General features: G+C 56.9%; 17 protein-coding genes. 10 read left to right on the top strand and 7 right to left on the bottom strand.

The window, feature by feature from the left end; translation table 11 throughout:
• Positions 1–60 precede the first annotated feature (60 nt).
• The 4 genes from BBBR_RS09475 to BBBR_RS09460 form a co-directional block, all read right to left on the bottom strand.
• A complete protein-coding gene (locus BBBR_RS09475; RefSeq protein ID WP_003829582.1) occupies positions 61–2,400 on the bottom strand; it encodes a YhgE/Pip domain-containing protein in 2,340 nt (779 codons plus the stop codon).
• Positions 2,397–5,144: a YhgE/Pip domain-containing protein gene (locus BBBR_RS09470; RefSeq protein ID WP_003829585.1), complete on the bottom strand. Its 2,748-nt coding sequence runs from the start codon at positions 5,142–5,144 to the stop codon at positions 2,397–2,399. The genes BBBR_RS09475 and BBBR_RS09470 overlap by 4 nt, the downstream gene beginning before the upstream one ends.
• 165 nt (positions 5,145–5,309) lie before the next feature.
• Positions 5,310–6,077, bottom strand: a complete 768-nt coding sequence (locus BBBR_RS09465; RefSeq protein WP_003829587.1) for a nitroreductase family protein — start codon at positions 6,075–6,077, stop codon at positions 5,310–5,312.
• 95 nt (positions 6,078–6,172) lie between these two features.
• Positions 6,173–6,550 carry a DUF4235 domain-containing protein gene (locus BBBR_RS09460; protein WP_003829589.1) on the bottom strand — a complete coding sequence of 126 codons (378 nt, stop codon included), beginning with the start codon at positions 6,548–6,550 and terminating at the stop codon, positions 6,173–6,175.
• Positions 6,551–6,621: 71 nt separating this feature from the next.
• Between BBBR_RS09460 and BBBR_RS09455 the strand changes: the two genes are divergently transcribed.
• Together BBBR_RS09455 and BBBR_RS09450 are read left to right on the top strand one after the other, a co-directional pair.
• Complete coding sequence (locus tag BBBR_RS09455; protein ID WP_003829591.1) at positions 6,622–7,335, top strand: histidine phosphatase family protein; 714 nt, start codon at positions 6,622–6,624, stop codon at positions 7,333–7,335.
• Between the two features lie 402 nt (positions 7,336–7,737).
• A complete protein-coding gene (locus BBBR_RS09450) occupies positions 7,738–9,084 on the top strand; it encodes an ABC transporter substrate-binding protein (protein ID WP_003829594.1) in 1,347 nt (448 codons plus the stop codon).
• A gap of 207 nt (positions 9,085–9,291) precedes the next feature.
• Here BBBR_RS09450 and BBBR_RS09445 read toward each other — a convergent pair whose 3' ends face one another.
• Positions 9,292–10,308, bottom strand: a complete 1,017-nt coding sequence (locus BBBR_RS09445; RefSeq protein WP_003829597.1) for a LacI family DNA-binding transcriptional regulator — start codon at positions 10,306–10,308, stop codon at positions 9,292–9,294.
• 370 nt (positions 10,309–10,678) lie between these two features.
• On the opposite strand from BBBR_RS09445, the gene BBBR_RS09440 reads away from it, so the two are divergent.
• The 3 genes from BBBR_RS09440 (at position 10,679) to BBBR_RS09430 (ending at position 13,131) form a co-directional block, all read left to right on the top strand.
• Positions 10,679–11,533: a carbohydrate ABC transporter permease gene (locus BBBR_RS09440; RefSeq protein WP_014484409.1), complete on the top strand. Its 855-nt coding sequence runs from the start codon at positions 10,679–10,681 to the stop codon at positions 11,531–11,533.
• Positions 11,533–12,375, top strand: coding sequence for a carbohydrate ABC transporter permease (locus BBBR_RS09435; protein ID WP_003829602.1), 843 nt, complete (start codon positions 11,533–11,535; stop codon positions 12,373–12,375). Before BBBR_RS09440 ends, BBBR_RS09435 begins: the two co-directional genes overlap by 1 nt.
• A 150-nt stretch (positions 12,376–12,525) precedes the next feature.
• On the top strand, positions 12,526–13,131 hold the full coding sequence (locus BBBR_RS09430; protein WP_003829604.1) for a YesL family protein: 606 nt from the start codon (positions 12,526–12,528) through the stop codon (positions 13,129–13,131).
• A gap of 51 nt (positions 13,132–13,182) precedes the next feature.
• Here BBBR_RS09430 and BBBR_RS09425 read toward each other — a convergent pair whose 3' ends face one another.
• The gene (locus BBBR_RS09425) at positions 13,183–14,655 is read right to left on the bottom strand and encodes an amino acid permease (protein ID WP_003829606.1); all 1,473 of its coding nucleotides are present in this window, start codon (positions 14,653–14,655) and stop codon (positions 13,183–13,185) included.
• A gap of 481 nt (positions 14,656–15,136) precedes the next feature.
• Between BBBR_RS09425 and BBBR_RS09420 the strand changes: the two genes are divergently transcribed.
• The 3 genes from BBBR_RS09420 to BBBR_RS09410 all read left to right on the top strand — a co-directional run bounded on the left by BBBR_RS09420 (position 15,137) and on the right by BBBR_RS09410 (position 21,383).
• On the top strand, positions 15,137–15,838 hold the full coding sequence (locus tag BBBR_RS09420) for an ABC transporter ATP-binding protein (RefSeq protein ID WP_003829607.1): 702 nt from the start codon (positions 15,137–15,139) through the stop codon (positions 15,836–15,838).
• 9 nt (positions 15,839–15,847) lie between these two features.
• A complete protein-coding gene (locus BBBR_RS09415; protein WP_032738280.1) occupies positions 15,848–19,606 on the top strand; it encodes an ABC transporter permease in 3,759 nt (1,252 codons plus the stop codon).
• Between the two features lie 253 nt (positions 19,607–19,859).
• Positions 19,860–21,383, top strand: coding sequence for an amino acid permease (locus BBBR_RS09410; RefSeq protein ID WP_014484406.1), 1,524 nt, complete (start codon positions 19,860–19,862; stop codon positions 21,381–21,383).
• Between the two features lie 136 nt (positions 21,384–21,519).
• Here BBBR_RS09410 and BBBR_RS10535 read toward each other — a convergent pair whose 3' ends face one another.
• Positions 21,520–21,696 carry a DUF1684 domain-containing protein gene (locus BBBR_RS10535; RefSeq protein WP_231858621.1) on the bottom strand — a complete coding sequence of 59 codons (177 nt, stop codon included), beginning with the start codon at positions 21,694–21,696 and terminating at the stop codon, positions 21,520–21,522.
• A gap of 627 nt (positions 21,697–22,323) precedes the next feature.
• Here BBBR_RS10535 and BBBR_RS09405 point away from each other — a divergent pair.
• Together BBBR_RS09405 and BBBR_RS09400 are read left to right on the top strand one after the other, a co-directional pair.
• The gene (locus tag BBBR_RS09405) at positions 22,324–22,845 is read left to right on the top strand and encodes a MarR family winged helix-turn-helix transcriptional regulator (RefSeq protein ID WP_003829614.1); all 522 of its coding nucleotides are present in this window, start codon (positions 22,324–22,326) and stop codon (positions 22,843–22,845) included.
• A gap of 183 nt (positions 22,846–23,028) precedes the next feature.
• The gene (locus BBBR_RS09400; RefSeq protein ID WP_003829615.1) at positions 23,029–24,897 is read left to right on the top strand and encodes an ABC transporter ATP-binding protein; all 1,869 of its coding nucleotides are present in this window, start codon (positions 23,029–23,031) and stop codon (positions 24,895–24,897) included.
• Positions 24,898–24,975: the final 78 nt, after the last annotated feature.

The raw sequence follows: 24,975 nt of genomic DNA, 5'->3' as shown, positions 1-24,975 counted from the left end.
CATGTCACGGTCCAGGAACGGGAATCAACATCGCCACCAAGCAGTAATTGCCTCGGTGTCTCACATCACCTTGGTGCTCTCGAGATTGCGGATAATCCAGTCGTTGAAACGGATTACCGGTCTGCGCAGCAGTAAGCCAAGCAAGAGCGAAGGCACAAGGAAAAGGGCGAGCTTACCCATGGAGACCCAGTATTCCATGCCGTACGATCCAGCCATTGCCGAATGCATCGCGTCCACGGCGTAAGGGAACAGCAGCCATTTCGAGGCCGCCTGGAAGAACGGAGGCAATGTCTCGATGGGGAAGGTGCCGCCGGATCCTGCTACCTGCATCACCAGCAATACCACAGCAATCGCCTTGCCGATATCGCCAAACGACAAAGTAAGGGTGTACACGATATTCGAGAAGACCAATGCGGACAGCCATCCGACCATCAGGAACTGCACGGGATGCTCGCATTGCACGCCGAGATAGAACATGTCACCTAGGCATACGAGTGTGCCCTGCAACAGTGCCAGGAATCCAAATAGCATATATCGGCCGAAGTACTCCTGATACAAGTGCAGGCCAAACTGCCGCGCATTACCAGGCGAATCGGCACGAGGCTTCGTCAACACGTCCAATGCGGCAGCCGGGCCGGCAACCCGTCCGGCAATCATTGCCTCGCGCAAGCCGACCTCCGAGCCAAGAGGCAGGTCATTGCCGAACCCAAGAATCTTGGCCTTCTCATGATCGGAAACAGAGACTTTCATCATGGCAACCAGGATGATTGCGCCTACCCAGATAGACAGAATCGTGTAGAACGGAGCCATCGCGGAACCGTAGTTGGCCACTGGGTACAGCGGTATGCGATCTACCGCCACGGGAGCAGACAAGAGCGAAGCAATGGCATCAGGATCGGCTGTGGTAATCGAATCCAGATCAGTACTGCTACCACTGGCGATACCAGAAAGCTGTGCGGACAAATCGTCCAGCTTACTTGCCGAATGGTTCAGGTTGCTTGCGGCGTCGGTGAGCGTGGTTTGAATGTCTCTCAGGCTGTCCGATATGCCGCCGGACAGGTTGGAGACACTGTTGACAGTGGAAGACAGCCCATCAATAACCGAGCTTGCCTGATCGGCGACGTCACCCATCGATGCGGTCAGATTGTTGAGCTGCGGCTTCAGCGTGCTTTGATAATCGTTCGCGGCCTGTGTAACTGACTGTTTTGCGGCGGCGATTTGTGCCTTGATGTCTTTGAGTGTTTGGTCGGTGTCCGCTGTGCCATCAACCAGGCTCTGTGCGGCACGGCCCAAATCGTCGGCGACATTCTTGAGATCTTGTTGCGTCTGCGTGGCTTGGTCGGCTGCGGCATTGAGCCACTTGGCAATCGTATCTCCACCGGCGGGCAGTGATGACGACTTGCCGGCAAGTTCGCGCAATGCCGAAGCGTAGGCGCCGAAGCTTGCGGATTGGTCGTTCACTTTGGTTTGCATGTCGGTGAGCGTGCCGGATATTTGGTCGGATTGCGAGCCAATACTGGCAAATGCGGTATCAAGCTGCTTGCTGACCGTATCGTATGAAGCTCCGGCCTGCTGCAGGGCGGTTTCGACGCCACTGGCGGCGCCAGACAATGCGGAATCCAGACTGTTCACTCCGTCGCGGGTTTGCTTCAATGCCTTTTTGGTGGTGTTTGCGGCAGAGCCAGTGGATCCCAGCAATTTGTCGGTCGAATCAATGATGCCGTTGGCCGCCCCTAAGAGGTTGGCATAGGAATCCATTTGTGAAGCCGCGATAGTCAACCTGGAGGACATGGTGGAGATATGGCTGGTGGCATTGTTGACGTACTGCGCCATCTGCGGGCTTTGCGCATAGTTGGACACATTGGAAACCAGATCAAGTGCCACGCTGGCGAGTGTCTTGACGAAGGTCTGGTCAATGGTGGTGGCTACCGTGCTGGCGCCTTGATCGGTGATATGCGGTGCAATTGGGTTGATTTTTTCATTGAGATAGTATTCGATTTTCGCGTGCTTGATGGTTGGCGAGAACACTGTCATCATGTCGGCGCTAAAACTCTTCGGGATGATGAGGGCGGCGTAGTAGGCGCCGGAATTCACGCCGTCGATGGCTTCGTCCTTGTCCACGAACTGCCAGTCGAGGTCATGATTGGCGCGCAGGGTATTGGTGACGGTCTCGCCAACGTTGATGGTGATTGGCATGAGATCGGACTTATATCCCTTGTCGACGTTCGCCACGGCAACTTTGAGTGCCTTGGTGTTGCCGTATGGATCCCAGCTGGCGGCGATGTTGTACCAGGCATACAGCGCCGGTACGATCACCAATCCCATGGCCACGATTACCGCGATTACATTGCGCGTGGATTGGCGCACATCGCGTGCGAAGATCTTCCAGATGAGCTTCATCGTGCACCTCCCTGTGCGGGGTTTGTGTCGGTGATGGTGGACTCCGATGATTTCGATGAATCCGATGAATCAGTGGAGCCCGTTCGCTCGAACGGCGTAAGTTGCTCGGTGACCTCTCCGATATCCGGGTCGGTATCCACAGCGGATTCCGCAGATGCTGCCTCATGCCGACCATGGGAGCGGAAGCGGCGCCATACATAGCCGTTGAGCATCACATCGCGGAATTCGTCGGCGTTCATCGCACTGACGCCCAGTTGCATCGCGTAGCTTTCGCGAGTGTATTCGACCACAATCAGGTATGCGTCGATAAGAATGATTGACAGAATCCACGACGTAAGCATCGCGATTTTTTCCTGTGTGACGAACAGCAGTATGAGGAACACGAACGGAAGAATAGTCAGCAGTGCCAAGCCGGCAACAATCATCATTGGGTATCTGGCGAAGAACCGGTGTGCACGGCGGGTGATGATGGCCTTGAGTTCCTTGCTGTCGGAAACCGTGCGGAACACGGATGCGAGGCTGACCTGTTCGTTGACCATGCTGTTGTGCTCGGTGATCATCAGATCAGTGTCTCCCAAGCGGCGGTCGAACAATGCGTTGAGATTCATGGCATAACGGCGCACCACAAGGCCTACGAACAGCGCTGCTGGCAGATACCAGAACAGGTGCAGCATGTCGAGCCAGTAATGGTTGCTGTATGTGCCGGCAATCGGCCCGCGCATCGCGTTGATGCCGTAGGTGAAAGGCAGCCACGGGTGCAGTTTGCGGAAGAAGTCGGGCATCATTTCGATGGGGTAGAGGCCAGAAGCTCCCGGAATCTGCACAATAACCAGAATCACGGCGATGGCTTTACCGATATGGCGGAATGCCACGGCCAGCGCATAGATGATATTGATATAGATGAACGAGCAGAATATGCCGGCCAAGATGAACAGCAATGGGTGCTCGCACTGGATGCCGAGGACCAAATCGCCCACGGTGGCAATGATGGCCTGCAGAAAACCAATGGTGACCAGAAGCATCCATCGGCCGAGGTAGGCCTGCTTGGCGTTGATCCGGCGTATGCTTTCGCGGTCGACCTCAAGCTTATAGATGGCGATGAGCACGAAGCCGCCTACCCAGAGCGCCAGATTCGTGTAGAACGGGGTGACGGCCGAGCCATAGTTATCGATGGCGTACACGACCTTGGTGGTCAGGGTGACGGGCGAACCCATGAATTCGCCGAATCCCTTATCGTCCAAGTGCATCGTGTCCCTGATCTTCTGGTAGACGGCGGAGCTATCAAGCGTGGCAACATCGGTGCGCACGGTGGATACGTCATCGATGATCTGGTTCAAGGAATCCTGCGCGCTGCCTATGGTGGTTCTGGTCTGGGCGATGGTGCTGGACAGCTGGTCGAAGAGGCCATTGGTCTGGTCAAGAGTGCCTGAGAGCGAGGTCAGCGTGCCGTTTAGCGTGCCGTTTAGCGCGGCGAAACTGTTCAGCGATGAAGTAAGTGACGGCATCACTGTGCCGGTCAGCGAACTCCGTGCGGTGTTCAACGCCGCAATGCCGCCGGTGGCGGTGCCGCTCATGGCACCGGAAAGATTGGTGGTGGCGCTCTTGCCGGAGTCGATGAAACGGGTGGTGTCTTCGTGAAAGGTGTTGATTTTCGCTTGCTGCGTGCTGATGGCGTCATCGATCGCGTTGATGTGATCCCAGATGCGCTTGCCGGTCGGATCAGTGGTGTCTGCACTGATGCCGGCCTTATTCAATGCGTCTTTCAACGTGTCGAGGGAAGTGGCGGTTTTGTCGAGCGGACTGTTCAGGGCGTTGGTAATAGTGTCGACGGAATTTTGTGCAGTGTTGAAGGATTGATTGATGGTACCGGCTGCATTGTTGACGTTCACCGTCAGTCCGGAAAGTTGTGCGGAGCTGGTGTCCAGTGCGCTTACCAGCGAGGCCGCGAATACTTTCGAGCCGTCCTGTGTCTCGGCCAGCAACGCTCCGGATTGCTGGGAGGCTTGCTGCGCTGCGGTGATGCTGCGCTGCAATGAGGCCGTAGTACTGCGGGCGTCGGCCAGAGCTGTGTCTGACTGATCCAATGTGGTGCGTAGATCCGTGAGCGCGTCCTGCACCGTGGCAATGGTGGAGAGCACACTGCCGAGATCGGCGACCACATTGTTTTGCGTGCTATTGGTGGCTTGGTCGAGGTCGTCTCCCGCTTGAGAGATGGCGGCGGCAACGGTGTTGCTCACCGTGGTTACGAATGTGGAGTTGATTTGCTCGTCAATGGTGGTTGCACCGGTATCCGTGATTTTCGGGGCAATGGCGTTCTTTTTCTCGTTGACGTAGTACTTGATCTTCGGTTGTTTGGAGGTGCCGGTCAACGAATCGACCAGGCTGGCGCTGAAGTCTTTTGGCAGCACAATCGCCGCGTAGTAGTCGCCGGTTTGCACGCCCTGTACGGCCTGCTCTTCGTTGCTCACAAACCGCCAGCCGAGTTGGTCGTTATGTTTGAGCTTTATGACCACCTGCTTGCCGGCATTGAGATGGCCAACCAGATCATTGGTGGTGCCGCGGTCCTCATTGGCGACGGCGACTTGCAGGTTGCCGGTGGCGGAATAAGGATCCCAGTTGGCAAGGATGTTGAACCATGCATACAGGGAAGGCAGTACTGCGACACCTAATGTCACCACTGCGGCAACGGGATTGCGGAGAATGCGTTTGCAGTCACGCAGAAATACTTGCCATACCGTGCGCATCCAGCCCCCTCTCGGTCTCTTGTCCTCGGCGCTCCAATCCAGCCATAATGCAGTCTATTCCGGCCGCTCGTGATTTATCGGATAAAGCGCAGCTGCAAGGCGAAAAAACGGCCACCCAGTGTCCGAATGGCGGATGCATGTTCTGGACACTGGGTAGTGCTGGCATTACTTATCCAGCTGGAAACCTTGAGCTGCAGCCTTGTCCAGCAGTGTTTTGCCGCTGACGCCCTGACGGCTCACCGAGGCGATTTGATCGCTGAACGCATCCACGGGCCGATCGGTCTGGCGCAAATCGTAATACTGGTGCACCTTGTTGTCGAAGTCAGGCAATTGCTCGAGCATGCCATCGTCGTCGGCAGGATAGGTGTTGTCAAAGAACTGCATGCTGCGCGGCATGCGGGGCTTCAACGTGGGCTCCTGATCAGGCTTGCCGAGAGCCAGACCCAGCACCGGATAGGTGTATTCCGGCAGGTTGAGCAGATCGATCAGAGCGGGGATGTCATTGAGCAGCGAGCCGAGAATCACGCCGCCGAGACCCAGCGAGTAGGCCGCGGTCTCCATGGCGTGCAGAGCCAGCACGGCGTCGTTCTGGGCCTGAGTGAAGCGATAGCTGTACTTGAGATGGAATTCGTCAGAGGTCGGGTCAATGCCCTTGCGTTGGGCGATATGCGCGTTGCGATGCTCGTCGATGACGAACACGTACAGCAGCGGGGCTGTGGCGATATACGGCTGGTTGCCGATTTCGGCGAGGCGGGCCTTGATTGCCGGATCGCTGACGCGGATGGCGGACCAGTCATTGAGGAACTGGCTGGAAGCGGCGTGCTGTGCGACGGTTTCCAGAGTGGCAGTGGCGTCGTCGTCAATGGGCTCGTCCTTGAACTTGCGGATGGAACGACGATTCAGCAGGGTTTCGATAGTTGCATTGGTAGCCATGACTGTATTGTCGCACGGCTCGTGTGCATAGGGGATGTCGGTTGTCTCACAGTGAAATATGCATAGTGAGACGTTGGTGCCAGCGGTTCAGGCGCTTAACGAGAAGCCTTGCGGTGGCGTCGCTCGACAAACGCTTGAGAGCCCTGATTGGACAACTGCGAAACTATTGCGCCGAATGCCGCTGAGATGGCGGCAAATGCCAAGCTCATGGCCAGGCCTTGCGGTGCGTCGGCAGCCAGTCCTTTGATCACATTGCGGCGCGCGGCGCCCTTGTCCCAGGCTATCTGAAACAGCTTGCCCGCAACCAGACCAGCCAAGGCCGGCACTGCCGACTTGACGAGCTTGTCGCCCAGAGAGTCGGGGTCGTTGAGACGTTGGTTGCGCAAGTCGTCCACCTTCTGATCGATGCGGTGCAGTCCCTCGACAACGCGATCGGCGTCAGAGGCAATACCGGTGCTCGTTTCATCACTCATGACTATCAGTCTAATCGCAAAAGATGGGATGTTCGGTGGAGTTGCCAAGCTGTGCAGACTAGAGTGGAGGCATGAGCGAACAACACATGGACGGCACTGTGGCTGTTGATGCATCTTGCGGCAAGGCGGGGTTCTTGGTATTGCTGCGACATGGTCAAACTTTTTGGAGTGAATCCGGGCAGCATACCGGGCGAACGAACATCCCTCTGACTGAGGTAGGCAGGCAGCAGGCTATGGATGCTGGGGCGCGATTGCGCGAGGCCTTCCCCGAAGGTTTTGACCCTGAGTGTGTGTTCTCCAGCCCGTTGAAACGCGCATGCCAGACCGCGGAACTCGCAGGTTTTGCACAGCATGGCATACTCGACGGCATCGCCGAGTGGGATTATGGCCGTGCTGAAGGGCGTACCCGTCAACAGGTGAGCGAAGCCAGTGGGTTCTCTTGGGATGTGTGGCGTGACGGCCCGCGCTCGCTAACCCCCACGCTGGAGGGCGATTGGGTGGATACTTTGCCGGATGGTGAGCAGGTCAATGTGCATTCCGGAGCTGGAGAAACACTGGACGAGGTCGCGGCGCGGGCCAGGACTGCCATCGAAGAAGTGACGCCGTTGCTGCAGTCGGGGCGGAACGTGCTATTGGTTGCGCATGCCCATATTCTGCGTATCCTGACCTCGCAATGGCTGAACGTGGATCCGCAATTCGCGCGTCTGCTGCGATTGGATACTGCGCATTACTCGGTGCTGAGCGTGTATAAGGGCGATAACGTCATCGAACGGTGGAATGCCTGAGCTGAGCCGTAGCGGGCAGGCTTGACGTTTTGACGTTTCTTTGGCGCAAATGCAGTGACTGCGTTCTGTTTTGAGCCGTGAGCGGACGGGGCGTGTGCGTCATCACCTCTGCAAACGATAGCTTCGGCGTGTTGCGCAACGGGGTAAATGGCCGCGCATGAGGTATGGATTTTGCATGTTAGCGCTCTCATTGTTGCCAACGCTTGCATTGCTGCCGCCGGCGGAAACCGACTGATTTATCGGGAAATTGGTCAACTGCACATGCTTCTGTAGCACTTTTTGGCGCGCCGACAATGCCATCGTTTGCAAAAAAGCGCGAACCGTTGCACAATAGGTCATGTCGATAGTCGTGAGGGTGCTGCTAACGGCACTCTGGCCGACCGGAGATCGGGCGGGTCGACGATGAAAGAGAAAGGTTCGATGATGAATCGTACAGTGAAGTCAGCGGTCGCAGTGGCGGCCATCGCTGCAATGTCCCTCGGAACCCTTGCCGCTTGTGGAAGCTCCACTTCCGGCGACGACTCCAAGGGCAAGGTCTATTACCTGAACTTTAAGCCGGAGGCGGCTGATCAGTGGGCCGCCTTGGCCAAGGAATACACCAAGGAGAAGGGCGTTGAGGTCAAGGTCCAGACCGCGGCATCCGGCACCTATGAGCAGACCCTGAAGTCTGAGATTGCCAAGACCGAGGCCCCGACCCTGTTCCAGGTGAACGGCCCGGTCGGTTACCAGAACTGGAAGAAGTACACCGCCGACATGTCCAAAACGGATGTGTACAAGGAGCTCACCAACCAGGATGTGGCTCTCAAGGATGGCGACAAGGTTGTCGGTGTGCCGTACGTGATGGAAACCTACGGCCTGATCTACAACAAGGACATCCTCAACAAGTACTTCGCCCTCGACGGAGCCAAGGCCACTTCCATGGACGAAATCGATAATTTCGATACCCTGAAGGCAGTTGCCGACGACATGCAGTCCCGCAAGGACGAGCTCGGCATCAAGGGTGCATTCACCTCCGCCGGCTTTGACTCCAGCTCTGACTGGCGTTTCAAGACCCACTTGGCCAACCTGCCGCTTTACTACGAGTTCAAGGATGACAACGTCACCGAGCAGCCGGCCAAGATCAAGGGCACCTACCTGCCGAACTACAAGAAGATCTTCGACCTGTACATCACTGATTCCACCACTGAGCCCACTCAGCTCAGCGCCAAGACCGGCGATGACGCCAACTCCGAGTTCGCGCTCGGCGAGGCCGCCTTCTACCAGAACGGTACTTGGGCTTGGACCGACCTGCAGAAGGCCGGCATGAAGGCCGAATCCGTGGGTATGATGCCGATTTACATCGGTGTCAAGGGCGAGGAGAAGCAGGGTCTGGCCACCGGTTCCGAGAACTACTGGTGCATCAACGACAAGGCTTCTGATGCCGACAAGAAGGCCACCGAGGACTTCCTGTCCTGGGTGATTACCTCCGACGCCGGCAAGAAGGCCCTTTCTCAGGACATGGGCTTCACCACGCCGTTCAAGACCTTCGATGACGTCAAGAGCGACAACCCGCTGACCGAGGCCGCTGTTGAGGATCAGAAGTCCGGTAAAACCCAGGTCTCTTGGAACTTCACCATGATGCCGTCCGAAGAGTGGAAGAACAAGATCGGTCAGGCCCTGCTCGAGTACGCTCAGGGCACCGGCAACTGGGACGCCGTCAAGGCCACCTTTGTGGACGGCTGGGCTTCCGAGTACGAGGCGTCCCACTGATTCCAGTCGGCATCAGTGATCAACCTCGATAACTGAATCTGCGGCGCCCTACCCAATTTCCTTCTCCGGGGCGCCGCGCTTACCTCCCTACTCCACCTTGTGTGTCTCCTTTCCTATATCACTGAAGGCCACCGTCCGTTTGGGCGGTGGCCTTCAGTGTTGCTTGGCGTTTGGTTGCTGGCCGGCTGTTGTGCTAGCGGGTTCTGGCTAGCGGATCTTGGCGGTAGAGGAACGAACCACAAGGTGAGCTGGCGCCACGACGTACGGTTCGTCGACGGGCTTTTCCTCGATGAGGTCGAGCGTCATGTGCGCGGCTTTGCGGGCCATGCCTACTGGATTCTGGCGAATCGTGGTCAGGCCGATGTCGTCGGTGTAGAAGCTGTCGTCATAGCCGATAAGCGATACATCGCCCGGCACGGAGAGACCGTTGCGCTCCAGCTGGAACATGAGCGGCAGAGCAATGCCGTCTTCCTGGCAGGCGATGGCAGTGGGCAGCTTAGGCAGACTCATCAGTTGGGTGACCACATCGCTGATTTGGTAACGGCCGGCATCATCCACCTTGCAGACGATGACCTGCGGTTCGATGCCCTCGTTGCGGCAGCATTCCGTGAAGGCGCCGAATCGGTTTTGCACGGAGAAGTTGAGCGACACATCGCGGTCGGTGCTGATATATGCAATATCGCGGTGGCCAAGGTTGATCAGATGGCGAGCCGCTAGCGTGGAGCCCTGTACATCGTTGATGTTGACGGCGGCGGTGAACCCACGCACTTCAGGATCGACCGAGTTGATGCCGATGATCGGCACATCCGCCGAGGCCAGCTGAGTGATTTCGTTATTGTCGATGTCGAAAGACACCACGATAACGGCATCCGCGTTGCGGCGTACTGGCAGCATTTCAAAGAATTCGCGGCGTTCCTCGATGCTGGAGATTTGGAATACCGAAATATCGTATCCCGCAGCATGCAGCACTTCGTTGAGCCCCTCAATTACTGAAGCGGTGAACCATAGGCGAATGTGACCACTCATCAGTACCGCGATGCGCAGTGATCGGCCTGATTTCAAGGCCGCTGCCGAACGGAACAGGGAAAAATTGAGTTCGTCGGCGATGGCAAGCACGCGCTCGCGGGTTTTAGTCGAGACCAGATCCGGTCTGGTGAACGAGCGTGACACAGTGGAAATGGATACGCCGGCCTTCTGGGCGACATCTTGGATACTTGTGGTCATAACAGCCCCTTTGCCTTGCAAAACGCGAAGCGGACACAACTGGCTCCAGTGTACATGGTGATTGGGCAATTTGCACAATGACAACGATTGTATTACAAACGTTTGCAGATAGTCTATTATTATGCAGAAACGTTGGAATTTAGCTATTTTGTGAAGTGAAAGATAATTGCTCTGATGAGATGTAGTTGCATGTAGAAACGCTGTAAATGACAACGTTTGACATATGGTTGTCGAGTGTTTACCATGAAGCTTAGGCTTGATTGGCGGGATTCGCGAACGTGTGTTCTGCTTGACGGGCTGGAATTGAGTTGAACTCCGCGCTCGGCGCACGATGCAGTGCAGTGTTGCGGACTCAAGGAGGAGGAAAGTCATGATCAGCATGGCGGGCAAGGCAATACGCCGGTGGTGGGCGCTGTTTGCGCTACCCACGTTTGCCGCATTCATCATCGGGTTTTTGGTGCCCTTCATCATGGGCGTCTACTTGAGCTTCTGCGAATTCACCACCGTCACCGATGGCGAATGGATAGGGCTCAAGAACTACACCAAGGCGCTGAAGGACAAGGAATTCCTGCACGCATTGGGTTTCTCCACTGCATTCACCATCGTGACCACCATCGTGATCAACGTGATCGCTTTCGCCATCGCCTATATGCTGACCAAGGCGATCAAGGGCTCCACGCTGTTCCGCTCGGTGTTCTTTATGCCGAACCTGATCGGCGGCATTATCTTGGGCTACATCTGGCTGCTGCTGCTGAACGGCGTGCTGGCCCACTGGGGCCGCGCCTTGACCTATAAGGCATCCTACGGATTCTGGGGTTTGGTCATTCTGGTGTGCTGGCAGCAAATCGGTTACATGATGATCATCTATATCGCCGGCTTGCAGGCGCTGCCCACCGATGTGCTGGAGGCGGCGGCCGTGGATGGTGCCAATGGACGGCAGACCATGTTCCGTATCATCATTCCGTTGATGATGCCGTCCATCACGGTCTGCTCCTTCCTGACCGTGACCAACGGTTTCAAGCTGTACGATCAGAACCTCGCATTGACTAATGGTGCGCCGAGCAATATGTCTGAAGGCCTGGCGCTGAACATCACCCGCACCTTCTACGGCCGTATGGGCTGGGAGGGCGTCGGCCAGGCGAAGGCCGTGCTGTTCTTCATTCTGGTTGCGGTAATCGCCCTTATTCAGAACAAGCTCACCACGAGCAAGGAGGTGGCAGCCTGATGAACGAGAACAAGCCTGTGAAGCACGGCGCGTTGTGGACTGTCCTGTTCGCCGTCGTCTCTCTATTCTGGATCTTCCCGATTGTTCTGGTGTTGATCAACTCCTTCAAACAAAAGGCGTACATCTCCAAGAATGCGTTCTCTTTGCCGGCGGGCAAGGCGTTCGTGGGATTCGAAAACTATGTGCGCGGTGTTGAGACTACGCAGTTCTTCGCCTCGTTCGGTTGGACGCTGCTGATCACGGTTGGCTCGGTAATCCTGATTCTGGTGTGTACTTCGATGTGCGCGTGGTGGATCGTGCGCGTGAACAACTGGGCGGCCAAGCTTCTCTACACTCTATTCCTGTTCAACATGATTGTGCCGTTCCAGATGGTGATGTTCACCCTCTCCAAGATTGCTGACATGCTGAAGCTCAATACCCCATGGGGTCTGTGCATTGTGTACCTCGGATTCGGCGCCGGTCTGGCCGTGTTCATCTTCACCGGTGTGATCAAGGGCATTCCGGCCGAGCTTGAGGAATCCGCCATGATTGATGGCGCTTCCGTTCCGCGTATCTTCTTCCAGATTGTGGTGCCGATTATGAAGCCGTCGATTGTTTCGGTGGCCATCCTCGAAGCCATGTGGATCTGGAACGACTACCTGCTGCCATACCTGACGCTCGACCTAGGTAAGTACAAGACCATTTCGGTGGCTGTGCAGTATCTCAAGGGCGGTTACGGTTCTGTGGATATGGGAGCCATGATGGCCTGCCTGGTTCTGGCAATCATCCCCATCATCGTCTTCTACCTGGTATGCCAGAAGTATATTGTGAGTGGAGTTATGGCGGGCGCAGTGAAAGGCTGAATCCCAACAATCTGGCTCCCCTCTTTGAGGGGAGCTGCCATCGTAGATGACTGAGGGGAGCCTTGATGAAGCGCAGGTTACTCCCCTCAGTTGGCTTCCGCCGACAGCTCCCCTCAGGGAGGGGAGCCGAGCGGCACAAGGAGTGAACTGATGAACTGGCTGGCACCGGATTCGAAATTCATGCGCGCGTGGAGCAATCTCATCGATGGCGTATGGGTCAATATTCTGATGCTGGTCACATCCATTCCGATTATCACCATCGGTGCGGCTCTGACTGCCGGCCATGATGCTTGCCGTCGCTCCATCGAGGGAGAGGGCAAAGGCGTCACAGCCAACTACTTCCGCTCATTCAAGGCTAATTTCGTCAAGGCCACATTGCTGTGGCTGCCGTTCCTGGTGGTGCTGATCGCTTTGGCCTGGTCGTGGATTGTGCTGCAATTCACCCCGCTGCTCATCATCAAGTTCGCGCTTACCATCATCTGGCTCATCGGCTTTGAGTGGGTATTCGCGTTGCAGGCCCGGTTTGAGAACACCGTGGCCGGTACCCTGAAGAACGCCTTTATTTTCGGTATTTCCCATATCGCGATGACCGCGGCGCTTGTCGTCGTGGACGCTGTGTTCGTGGCGTTGCTGGTGGGTAGTTGGTTCTATATGCCTGGAGGCTTGTTCCTGTTGGTGATCCTCGGCTACGGCACCATGCTGATGCTCCACATCCCCGTTACCGAGCGCGTCTTCAAGCCGTATCTTCAACAATAAGAAAAGGCCGCTGCGGAGGAACAGCGGCCTTTTCTTATTGCCATAGGGCGATTATTTCTTTGCCTGAGTGATTTGGTATGCCACGAAGAGGATGGCCAGCCAGATTACGCCGGCGATAACAGCGATGCGGTAGCTGGCGGAGAAGCACATCAACACCACAACCAGTGCCAGGAATACCAGCACCACCCATGGGGTCACCTTGGCAAACGGCAGCTTGAAGTGAATCGCGTCGAGCGCCTCCTGCCCGGACTTGCCGGCCAGGTTGGAGTCTTCCGGAGCGCCACCGGCTTCCACCACCTTGCGGAACTTCATCTCGGTGAACATAATCATCGTCCAATTGATAATGCCGGCGATGGTGGCAATCGACATCAGATAATTGAACGCGAACTCAGGCCACACGAACACCACAACCACGGCGATGGCGGTAATCACGGCGGAAGTCAGCACGCCGGCCACCGGTACGCCCTTGGAGTTGAGCTTGCCGAGGTATGCGGGGGCGTTACCCTGCTTGGCCAGCGAGTACAGCATGCGTGAGTTGGCGTACAGGCCGGAGTTGTAGACGCTCATCACGGCGGTCAGGCACACGAAGTTGAGGATTCCGGCGGCCGCGTGAATGCCCACGGAGTCGAAGATCTGCACGAACGGGCTGGATTTGCCGTCGATGGTGTTCCACGGCACCACAGCCATGATCACGCCCAAAGCGCCGATGTAGAACACGAGGATTCGCCAGATGATGTCGTTGGTGGCACGCGGAATCGTGGTCCTCGGATCTTCGGTTTCGCCGGCGGTGATGCCGATGAGTTCGGTGCCGCCGAAGCTGAACATCACCACGACCAGTGCCATCAGCAGGCCGGTCCACCCATTATCAGTGTGGCCCATGAGTCCGTTCGGGAAGAAACCACCGCCCACGGTGAACCAGTTGGCGAAGCTTGCCTTGATGCCGGAGGCGGTAGGCAGGGCAAAGATGATGACTGCGAGGCCACCGATAATCATGGCGATTACGGCCACGATCTTGATAATGGCAAACCAGAACTCGAACTCGCCAAATTTGGAGACGCCCAGCAGGTTTGCAGCGGTGATGAGCACCAGGAACACGGCTGCGGAGACCCACGTCGGGATTGCCGGGAACCAGTAGTTCACAAAGCTGCCAACTACGGCCAGTTCCACCATTGAAACGAGAATGTAGTTGAACCAGTAGTTCCAGCCGGAGATGAAGCCGGCGCGCTTGGACCAGTAGCGGGTGGCATAGTAGCTGAATGCGCCCGCCTTAGGGTCCTCGACGGACATTTCGCTCAGTGCACGCACAATCATGAAGATTGCGAAGCCGCCGATGAGGTAGGCCAGCAGAATCGATGGGCCGGCTAGGGCGATGGATTCGCTGGAACCGTAAAACAGGCCGGTGCCGATGGCGCCGCCGAGGGCGATTAGCTGGATATGGCGATTTTTCAATGATTTGCGCAGGGTCGCGGGTACCGGCACATCGTCGGTTTCGCGCGGCTTCTTAGGCGCGTCAGTAGTGCTCATGTTGTTCTTCTCTCGTAAGCCGCGGGCGGCGGTGTAGTCCGTCAGCGATTATGCTCAACGATGGTATTGTATGCCGATTGGTTCCACAAGACCGTGCGGAGACCATGCTGAGTTGGCATCAGCGGGGCGATTCTTCGGTTGGTTGGGGGATTTGCCCCGTTGAGGGTCCGTGGACGGGGTGGTTCTTCGATTGGTTGGGGGATTTGCTTCGCTGACGGGCTCTCAGTGGGGCAAAACCGCGATTTGTTCGAACATTTGCTTCGCTGAGGGGCCGTGAACGGGATGTTTTTTCGGTTGAGTGGGTGGGTGCTTCGCTGAGGGAGCATTGCGCAGCTTTGGGCAGTTACGTAGTGGGAGTGGGGCTCTTACTCCCATTGGATTCTGTGAGTGGCTAAAAGCATTGTTTTACAATGGATACTACGACGGGATTTTGGTGGCTGCGATTGCAGGCCATACGCGGCGAAATCGCTGGAGGTGCTCGATGGCGTATATCGAATTTGACAAGGTGGTCAAGGAATACCCGTCTGGCGGCACGTCGATTCGCGCGCTTGATGAGGCAAGTTTCACCGCCGATCAGGGCGAGCTGACAGTGATTCTTGGGCAATCCGGTGCCGGTAAAACCACGGCATTGAATATTTTGGGCGGTATGGATACCGCGACTTCCGGCCGTGTGGTGGTTGGCGAGCGTGATATCACGGGCTTGCGGAAGCGAGACTTGATTACGTATCGCCGCAACGACGTCGGCTTTGTATTCCAGTTCTATAACTTGGTGCCAAATCTCACCGCCCTGGAGAACGTGGAACTCGCCTCGCAGATTTGTCCCGACCATTTCGACCCGGCTGAAACGCTGCGCAAAGTCGGACTGGGGGAGCGCATGAATAACTTCCCGGGCCAGCTGTCCGGCGGCGAGCAGCAGCGCGTCTCCATCGCCCGCGCAATCGCCAAGAAGCCGAAGCTGCTGTTGTGCGATGAGCCGACCGGCGCCCTTGATTACGAGACCGGCAAGGAAGTGTTGCAGCTATTGCAGGATATCTGCCGCGACGAGGGAATGACCGTGATGATCATCACCCATAATTCCGCGCTCGCGCCGATGGCTCACAAGGTGATTCACTTCCGTTCCGGAACCGTGACCAGCGAGGAAATCAATACTGCGCCGCAGCCCATCGCAGACATCGAGTGGTAGGCGGTTCTTATGGCAACGGCAAGGCATTCTCATACCGGCTTCCCGGGTGGCCGACCTGTGAAACATCTCGTGAAACAGAGAAGCCAATCTGTGAAACGTCCCGTGAAACAATCTGAATCCGATGATCGCGGATCCAGCGTCTCCGCCGTGTTTGTCAAAGATGCCTTGCGTTGTTGGCTGCGCAGCTGGAAACGATTCGTGTCTATCGCCGTCATCACCCTACTCGGTGTGGCCGTGCTGACCGGCATCTACGCCGGTTGCCGTGATGCCTTTCTGGCTGCAAGCCGCTTTTACGGTCAGCAAGGACTGCACGATGTGCAGGTGCTGTCCACCTACGGTTTGACCAGTGACGATGCGGCGGCGCTGCGTCGCGTCGAAGGCGTGGAAACCGTGCAGCCGGAGCGCTCGCAGACGGTGACCGCTACGGTGAAAGGCACGAAGAAGACCGTCACCATGCAGGAAATCGGTACCGAAGGTTTGGATCAGCCGTATCTGCAGCAAGGGGATATGCCGAGCAAGGCCGGCGAAGTGGCGGTTACGCAGCAATTCCTCAACGACAGCGGGCTTGAGATTGGCGATGACCTCACTGTGACGCCGCGGTCCGCATCCTCAACCGTTCTGGTGGGCGCAGAGGATAAGAGCAACCGCGGCTCCAGTAAAAGCTCTGATGGAGATACGGGCACCGTGGGTGCTGCGGAAGACGCCACCACGAGCAACAACGAAAAAGAGCAGTCCCCGCAGTTCCCCACCGAACTCACCATTACCGCAGTAGTGCTTGACCCAAGCGACCTCAACAATCCAGCCGGCTATTCCGGCATGACCGCGTTCCGGTCCACCTCGTCCGAGGATTATGTGTTCTTTGCGCCCAGTGATGGCGTGACCGGCAATGTATACACGGCAATATCCATTGCGGTCGCAGGCGCGTCCCAATATGACACGTTCTCCGATGACTACGATGCCGCAATCAAAACCGTGGCTGACCGCATCGAGAGTCAGATACAAACCCAGCGGCAGAAAGCCCGCCGCCAACAAATCGTCACAAGCGCTCAGAACACGCTCGATGCAGCCAAGGCTGATGCGCTCAAGCAGCTTGACGAAGGCCAGCAGCAGATCGACAGTAATCGTGCTGAGCTGGAGGCCAACGAGACGAAGCTCGCAGAGAGCCGAACGCAACTCGAACAGAACAAAGCCTCCATCACTGACGGCGAGCGGCAAATAGCCGAAGGCCGCGCGCAAATAGCTTCCGCGCGTCAGCAGATTGCACAAGGTCGGCAGCAGATAGCCGATGCACGCGCACAGCTCGAGTCCGGCAAAGCCCAACTCACCAGCGCCAGGCAACAACTCGATGCCGCGCAGGCTGAGCTGACCGCCAACCGGAGCAAGGTCGAACAAGGCATTGCGCAAATCGACCAAGGTGTGGCACAACTTGACCAGATGCTGCAGCTTATCCAGCAAGCCGATGATCTGCTATCCCAGCTCGATCCGAATATCGATATCGATTCATCCACATGGCAGACTGTGAAACAGCTGCTCACCAGTCTGGGAATCACTGTGCCCGACGTGCCGTCCATCAGTTCGCTGAGACAACAGTTAGATGCCAAACAGAATGAACTGCAATCGCAGCGCAGCGACGCGATCAAGAAAAAAACCGAACTGCAGCAAACCTTGGATGGCACGATTGCCCCCGCGCAGAACACCTTGGACCAGCAGAATGCGCAGTTAACGGCCAAAGAACAGGAAGCTGCAGCCGGAGAAGCGGAGCTCAACGCCAAGTTAGCCGAGCTCGAATCGAATGCCGCACAACTGGAAACGCGGTCGGCGCAGCTTGAAGCGCAGGCCGCGCAACTGGCCGGCGGCAAACAGCAGCTTGAAGAGGGTGAAAAGCAGCTGAAAGACGGAGAACAGCAGCTTGAGGACGGCAAACAGCAGCTGGAGGATGCCCAACAAGAGCTGGATGAGAAACGCAGCGAGGCGGAGAGCGAGTTCGCCAAACAGCAGCGCTGTATCGACGACGTGGCCAACGCGCGCTGGTACGTGCAGACGCGTTCCTCAATCGATGGATTCAGTTCGCTCAAGTCAGACGTCAGCTCCATCGAGTCCATAGGCCGCGCATTCCCGGTGGTGTTCTTGCTGGTCGCCGTGCTGATGAGCTTGACCACCATGACCCGCATGGTCGAAGAAGATCGCGGACTTATCGGCACGTATCTGGGTCTTGGCTATGGCGGCATGGTCGTTTCTCTGCGATACTTGCTGTTCGCGTTGCTCGCTTGCCTAGTCGGTGGTGGCATAGGCCTGCTGGTCGGGTTCCTTGGTATCCCGGCATTCCTACTGATTGTGATTAAAGGGCTGTATATATTGCCGGACGTGCGGCTTGAATACGACTGGGGGTACGGCACCGCCGGCATCCTATTGTTCGTGGTTGGTGTGGGTGTGGCCACCGCACTTGCCTGTCGTAGCGAAATTCGGCACACACCTGCCGCGCTGATGCGACCGAAAGCGCCAAAGGCCGGCGCCCGTATTCTGCTGGAACGTATCAGGCCGGTATGGAACAGGCTGAGCTTCTTGGGCAAGGTCACCGCACGCAATATCTTCCGGTTCAAGTCGCGCCTGTTGATGACCGTGGGTGGTGTGGCCGGCTGCACTGCACTGATTATCTGCGGATTTGCGATTAACGACACCGTGGACACCATCGGCGTCAAACAGTATGGGCAGATCTATCAATACGACTTGATGGTGGTGTCGAATGACGATGATGCGGCCGTGATGCGCAAGCAGGTCAAAAAGGATGGACGGACCACCGAAACGTTGAACTTGCGCGTGGATAGTGCGGAGATGAGCAATGCTGCTCAAGAAAGCGAAACCATCCAGTTGATGGCGGTACCCAATAATTCGCTGAACAAATTGAACGATATGGTCACCTTGGAAGAGGCCGGCGATGAGGGATGGTTTGGACTGCCTAACTTCTTCGGCGCATCAGGGGGCGGCACTGTGACGCTGGATGACAGTGGTGTGATTGTGGCGCAATCCGCTGCCAATTCGTTGGGCGTGCACGCTGGCGATACCGTTACCGTGAGCAACGGCGGTAGCAGCCGCGCTAAGATAAAGGTCGCCGCGGTGGTGCGCAGCCTCATCGGATCTGATGTGTACATCAGTGAGCGGCTGTACGACCAGAAATTTGCGGCACATGACATTGACTCATCTGCCTCGGATGGTGAGTCTTCCACTCTGACTTGGAACGCGATGCTTGCCAAACTGAAGGGTCCCGATGGGGAACAGGCCGAGTATGCGGATCGGCTGGGTGAGGAATCATCGGTGGTGAAGGCCGTGAGTTGTGCGCATCTGGAGGCTACGTTCAAATTCGATTTGATGGCCGCCGTAGTGGCGCTGATTGTGGGGCTTGCCGGCGGATTGGCGTTGGTGGTGCTGTTTACGCTGGCCAACACGAACGTATCCGAGCGCGTACGCGAGATGGCCACGCTTAAGGTGCTGGGCTTCTATGACCGTGAAGTGCACAACTACGTGAATCGCGAGATGATGATTCTGACCGGCATGGGAGTGGTGGTCGGATTGCCGCTCGGTCGCTGGATTGGCGGGCTTCTGACGGCTGCGCTGAATATGCCGTCACTGTACTTTGAAGTGGAAGTGCATTGGTACAGCTATGCGATTGCTGTGGCGGTCACGTTGGCATTCGCGCTGCTGGTGCAGCTGTTCACCAACCCAGTGCTTGACCGGATTGAGCCGGTCAGTTCGCTCAAGTCCGTGGAATGACCTTGCTTGAGCCCCCTCTGATGAGGGGCTGTCAGCGAAGCTGACTGGGGGGAGAGAAGACAAGATGGAGAAAGTTCAATTTCTTGGTGATGAATTGAACTTTTTGGCCTAATGTTCGCGGTATCATCACGTGCGTTCGTGAGCTGGGTGATTTTCGCGACATCTATCGGTGATACAGTTTGAACTTGCATTGAACGAGTGCCGTAGTCGGCGTGAACAGGGCCGGGCGGCAGAGAAGAGAAATGAAATCAGTATGGCCGATACGAATGCGAACGGTAACGCGCAGCAGTCCGGGAGCAAGCTCAAGTCCGTCGAGAGCCTTGATCAGACCAATGCGATGGAACGAGGCCTCAGCAACCGCCATGTACAGTTCATCGCCATCGGCGGCACTATCGGCACCGGCCTGTTCCTGGGCTCCGGCAAATCGATCTCGCTGACCGGCCCCTCGATCGTCTTCGTGTATATCCTGGTCGGCGTCATCATGTTCTTCCTGATGCGCGCCATCGGCGAGATGATGTACCGCGACCCCAGCCAGCACACCTTCATCAATTTCATCACCCGCTACCTGGGCAACGGATGGGGGCATTTCGCCGGCTGGACGTATTGGGCCGCGCTCGTGCTGCTGGGCATGACCGAGATCACGGCCGTCTCCACGTACTTCATCACCTTCTTCGACACGTTCGGCATCGACCTGACCCATTGGAAATGGCTGATCGAGCTGTGTTTCCTGGTGTCGCTGGTGTCCGTCAACCTGATCGCCGTCAAGGTGTTCGGCGAGGTGGAGTTCTGGTTCTCGATGATCAAGATCACGCTGATCGGCGCGATGATCGTCACCGCCGTGGTCATGATCGTGATCGGCTACCAGTACCCGGCCGCGCGGATTCATGGCGTGGATCATGTGAGCCCGGCGGGCCACGCCGGACTCGACAACCTGTTCGCCGGCTTCTCGTTCGCCCCGAACGGCTGGATGGCCTTCCTCATGAGCTTCCAGATGGTGTTCTTCGCCTATGAGCTGCTCGAGTTCGTGGGCGTCACCGTCTCCGAGACCAAGAATCCTCGTGAGGTGCTGCCCAAAGCCGTCAACGAGATCATCGTGCGTGTGCTCATCTTCTACGTGGGCGCGCTCGTGGCCATCATGTGCATCGTGCCGTGGACCTCGTTCAAGCCGAACGAGGACGGCTCCTTCGCCTCCCCGTTCATCATGGTGTTCCAGTACGCCGGGCTGAACTGGGCGTCCGCCCTGGTGTTCTTCGTGGTGATCACCGCCGCGTCCTCGTCGCTCAATTCGCTGTTGTATTCCGCCGGTCGTCACCTGTACCAGCTGGCCGAAGAGTCGCCGAGCCCGATGCTCAATAAGATCGGTCAGGTTTCCGATCGCAAAGTGCCGGCGCGCGCAATTCTGGTGTCTGCAGTGCTGATTCTGCTCTCGCCGATTGTTAACGCCATTCCAGGTGTTTCCGGTGCATTCGTGCTGTTCTCGTCTGCCAGTTCCGCGGTGTTCCTATTTATTTACATTCTGACGCTGGTGGCACACCGGAAGTACCGTCGTTCGGACGACTTCATCCCGGACGGTTTCGTGATGCCTGTATGGAAGGTGCTGAACACAGTGGCGATTGCGTTCTTCGTGTTTATTTATCTGACGCTGTTCTTGGCGGACGATACGCGCAATTCCGCGATTGCCGGCTTGGTGTGGTTGATTGGCTTCGGTGGCTTCTCGCTGTTGCGCGAGCGTTACCGCAGTCGTGATTTGAAGGCCGCGCTAGAGCATAAGGAGTAGGTTTTTGGCTCCCCCTCCCTGAGGGGAGCTGGATTGCGTAGCGAGACTGAGGGGAGTCGCGGTGGCACCGGGACTCCCCTCAGTCGTCTAACGAAGACAGCTCCCCTCTTCAGAAGGCGCCAAGCAAATGCTGAAATCAGTACTGATATTCCTTTGGTGTCTTCTCTCCGGCCGTGACCGCAAACGGCAAATGGTTGCGCTTGGATGGGATTGGGCAGGTGCAGAACAGGCTGAACGCGCACGGGTAGTTGAACGCATAGTTGAAGTCAATATGGTCCAGCGTGAGGATATCCGCGGCCGTCAATTCGTAAATGCGGCCGATGCCGGCGGTCTCGGTGCCGCTCGTCTCGTCGGAGAAGAATATGTAGGCGTCCCGACGTGGTCTATTTCACGCGTGATCTGGAGTAGACGATATCGATATACAGGTATTCGGCCGAAGGGGGTGGCGCCGCAATGGATGGTTCAGTTGTGGCGCTATTTCCCCTTTAGTCGTCTAACAACGGCTCAGCCTTAGAGAAGGGCGTCGCGCATGGGTCAGCTATGCGACGGACGACCGCTGCCAGGGTAGCGCAATGCCCCGTGCACTAGTGCCGATGTGAAATGCATGCTGCACATGCCCGCTTCCCCAGCCTCATGCGTGCATCCAGCAATGCTGCATAGATTCATTCCTCGAATCATGATTCCCGCCCCCCTCGGTGGTCTGGCTTCCGTGCCAGCTCTTTCTTGACTCCATATGTAGCCCGGAATCGTTGCAATGTATAGGTGCTGTGTATTGATTCGTTTTTTACAGGTGCTCTATCGTTTTTGTGGTCTCGTGAACAGCTGGGACGACGGATCTGTCTAGATTACTCTCAATGGTGAATTGTTTACGGTGTGAGATATTCTTTGGGATGTTTGCGGTGCACTGCCGCATGGTGCGTGAAATGGATGGTGCTTCGATATGGGATTCGAGCAGGAAGCGGTCGGCGAGCTGTATGCCAGCGTATGGGGCAATCGTTCGAAAATGCAGAGGGAATTCACGCGCGGCGCCCATGGAGAGCAGTTCGTGCTTCGGGAGTTGTCCTTCAAGGGCACCCAGACGCCGTCGCAGTTGGCGACTGCGCTTCAAGCCAGCTCAGGCCGTATCTCCACCGTGCTGTCATCATTGGAAAAGAAGGGCTGGATTACGCGCGACATTGATTCTAATGATCGGCGCATCATCCGCGTGAGCCTTACTGATTCCGGGCGTGAGGAGTCTCGTCGAATGATTGATGAGATGCGTTCCGCAATCTGCTGGATCTTCTCGCAGATGGGGGAGCGTCGCACGCGCGAATTCGTTGATTTGCTTTCGGAATTCACCACGTACATGTCGATTTGCCATCCCGGCCAGCCGCGTCCTACTCCTGAGCAAGTGCGGGGGGCGTTTGCCGAGCGGGATAAGCGCGTGGCGGAGCACATGGCGGCCAAACATGCTGAGGGCTGATCGGCAAGCATGATTGATGATGCTCGCAGCGAACATGCAGAATTGCGCGTAATATCTTACGGTGTAAGTAATCAAATAATGAAAACTATTAAGACATCGTGAATCAATAAGTATCGATAACTCAATCAATCCACAAATCAAATAGTTAATAACCCAATAACCAACCAACACAAGGGGAAACCAATGTTTCGCATCATGAAATACCTCTCCAAAGCGGAGATCGGTCAGATGCTTATCGCCTTAGTGTCCATCGTCGGGCAAATCTGGTTCGACCTCGAACTGCCCGATTATATGTCAGACATCACCACCCTGGTCGAGACGCCGGGCAGCGCAATGGCGGACATCTGGGTCGCCGGCGGCAAGATGCTGCTGGTCTCGCTCGGCTCGGTCTGCTGCGCCATCATCACCGGCTATATCGCGGCGCGCGTGGCCTCCAGCTTCGGCCAGCGCCTACGCTCGCTCGAATTTCGTAAGGTCGAATCCTTCGGCCCGGCCGAAATGAGCAAGTTCTCCACGGCCAGCCTCATCACCCGCTCCACCAACGACATCACGCAAATCCAGATGTTCATCACCATGGGTCTGCAGCTCATTGTCAAGTCGCCGATCATGGCCGTGTGGGCTGTCTGCAAGATTGCCGGCGAGGGCTTCGAATGGACGGTCGCCACGGCCATAGCGGTCGTGATTCTGCTGGTCGCTGTCGTAATCCTCATGGCACTGGTCATGCCGAAGTTCAAGGCCATGCAGAGGCTCACCGATAACATCAACCTCGTGGCCCGCGAGAATCTCACTGGTCTGCGGGTGGTGCGCGCCTACAACGCCGAGGACTACCAGGAGTCCAAATTCACCAAGGCCAACAAGGATCTGACCGATACGCAGCTGTTCACCAACCGCACCATGGCCATCATGATGCCGCTGATGAACACGGTGATGAACGGCCTTATGCTCGCCGTCTACTGGATTGGCGCCTACCTGATCGAGGCCGCCGAGCTTACCGACAAGCTCACCGTGTTCTCCAACATGGTGGTGTTCTCCAGCTACTCCGTGCAGGTGATTATGAGCTTCCTGCTGATGAGCATGGTATTCGTGCTTTGGCCGCGCGCCGACGTGTCCGCACAGCGCGTGATGGAAGTGTTGAACACCGAGCCGATTGTGAAAAACGGCACCAAGCGCGCGGCCGACATCGCAAAGACCGGGCAGACCGGCACCGTGGAATTCAAGAACGTGAGCTTCACCTACCCGGATTCGCGCGAGGCTATGCTGCAGGATATCAATTTCAAAGCCGAGAAGGGCCAGACCGTGGCGTTCATCGGCTCTACCGGCTCGGGCAAGTCGTCGCTGATTAATCTCGTGCCGCGCTTCTACGACGTATCCGCCGGGCAAGTGCTCGTCGACGGTGTGGACGTGCGCGACTATGACATGGTCGCCCTACGCGACAAGATCGGCTATGTACCGCAGCGCTCCGTATTGTTCAAGGGCACCGTGGCCGGCAACATCAGCTACGGCGACAAGCCCGGAGAGAACGACGCGGTCGAACTGGCGGATACTTCCACTTCCGCCGGCCGCAAGCGCGAGGCGCTTCAGCTGGCCACCGATGCCGCCAACGACGGCAAGTTGACAGACGAACAGATGAGCCGTGTCAAGGCCGCTGCCGACGTGGCCCAGGCCAGCGAATTCGTCAACCGCATGGACGGCGGATTCGATTCGCCGATCGCACAAGGCGGCTCGAACGTGTCCGGTGGCCAGAAACAGCGTCTGTCCATCGCCCGCGCCGTCTACCGTCATCCGGAAATCCTGATTTTCGATGACTCGTTCTCCGCGCTCGACTTCAAAACCGACCGTGCGGTGCGAGACGCGCTCGCCAAGGAAGCCAAGGATTCCACCAAGCTCATCGTGGCCCAGCGCATCGGCACGATCATGAACGCCGATCGCATCGTGGTGCTTGACGAGGGCAAGGTCGTGGGCCAAGGCACGCATAGGGAGCTGCTCGAGAACTGCGAAGTGTACCGACAGATTGCCGAATCCCAGCTGAGTGAATCGGAACTGACTGCGTAACTTATATGGCTCCCGCTGGCGGGAGCTGTCGAGCATAGCGAGACTGAGGGTGGTCTCTGAAGCCTCCTCTCAGTCACT

The sequence above is a fragment of the Bifidobacterium breve DSM 20213 = JCM 1192 genome (genome assembly GCF_001025175.1).
GTDB lineage: Bacteria > Actinomycetota > Actinomycetes > Actinomycetales > Bifidobacteriaceae > Bifidobacterium > Bifidobacterium breve.
Note: the sequence above shows the minus strand (reverse complement) of the source record. Positions and strands in the feature narration are given on the sequence as shown.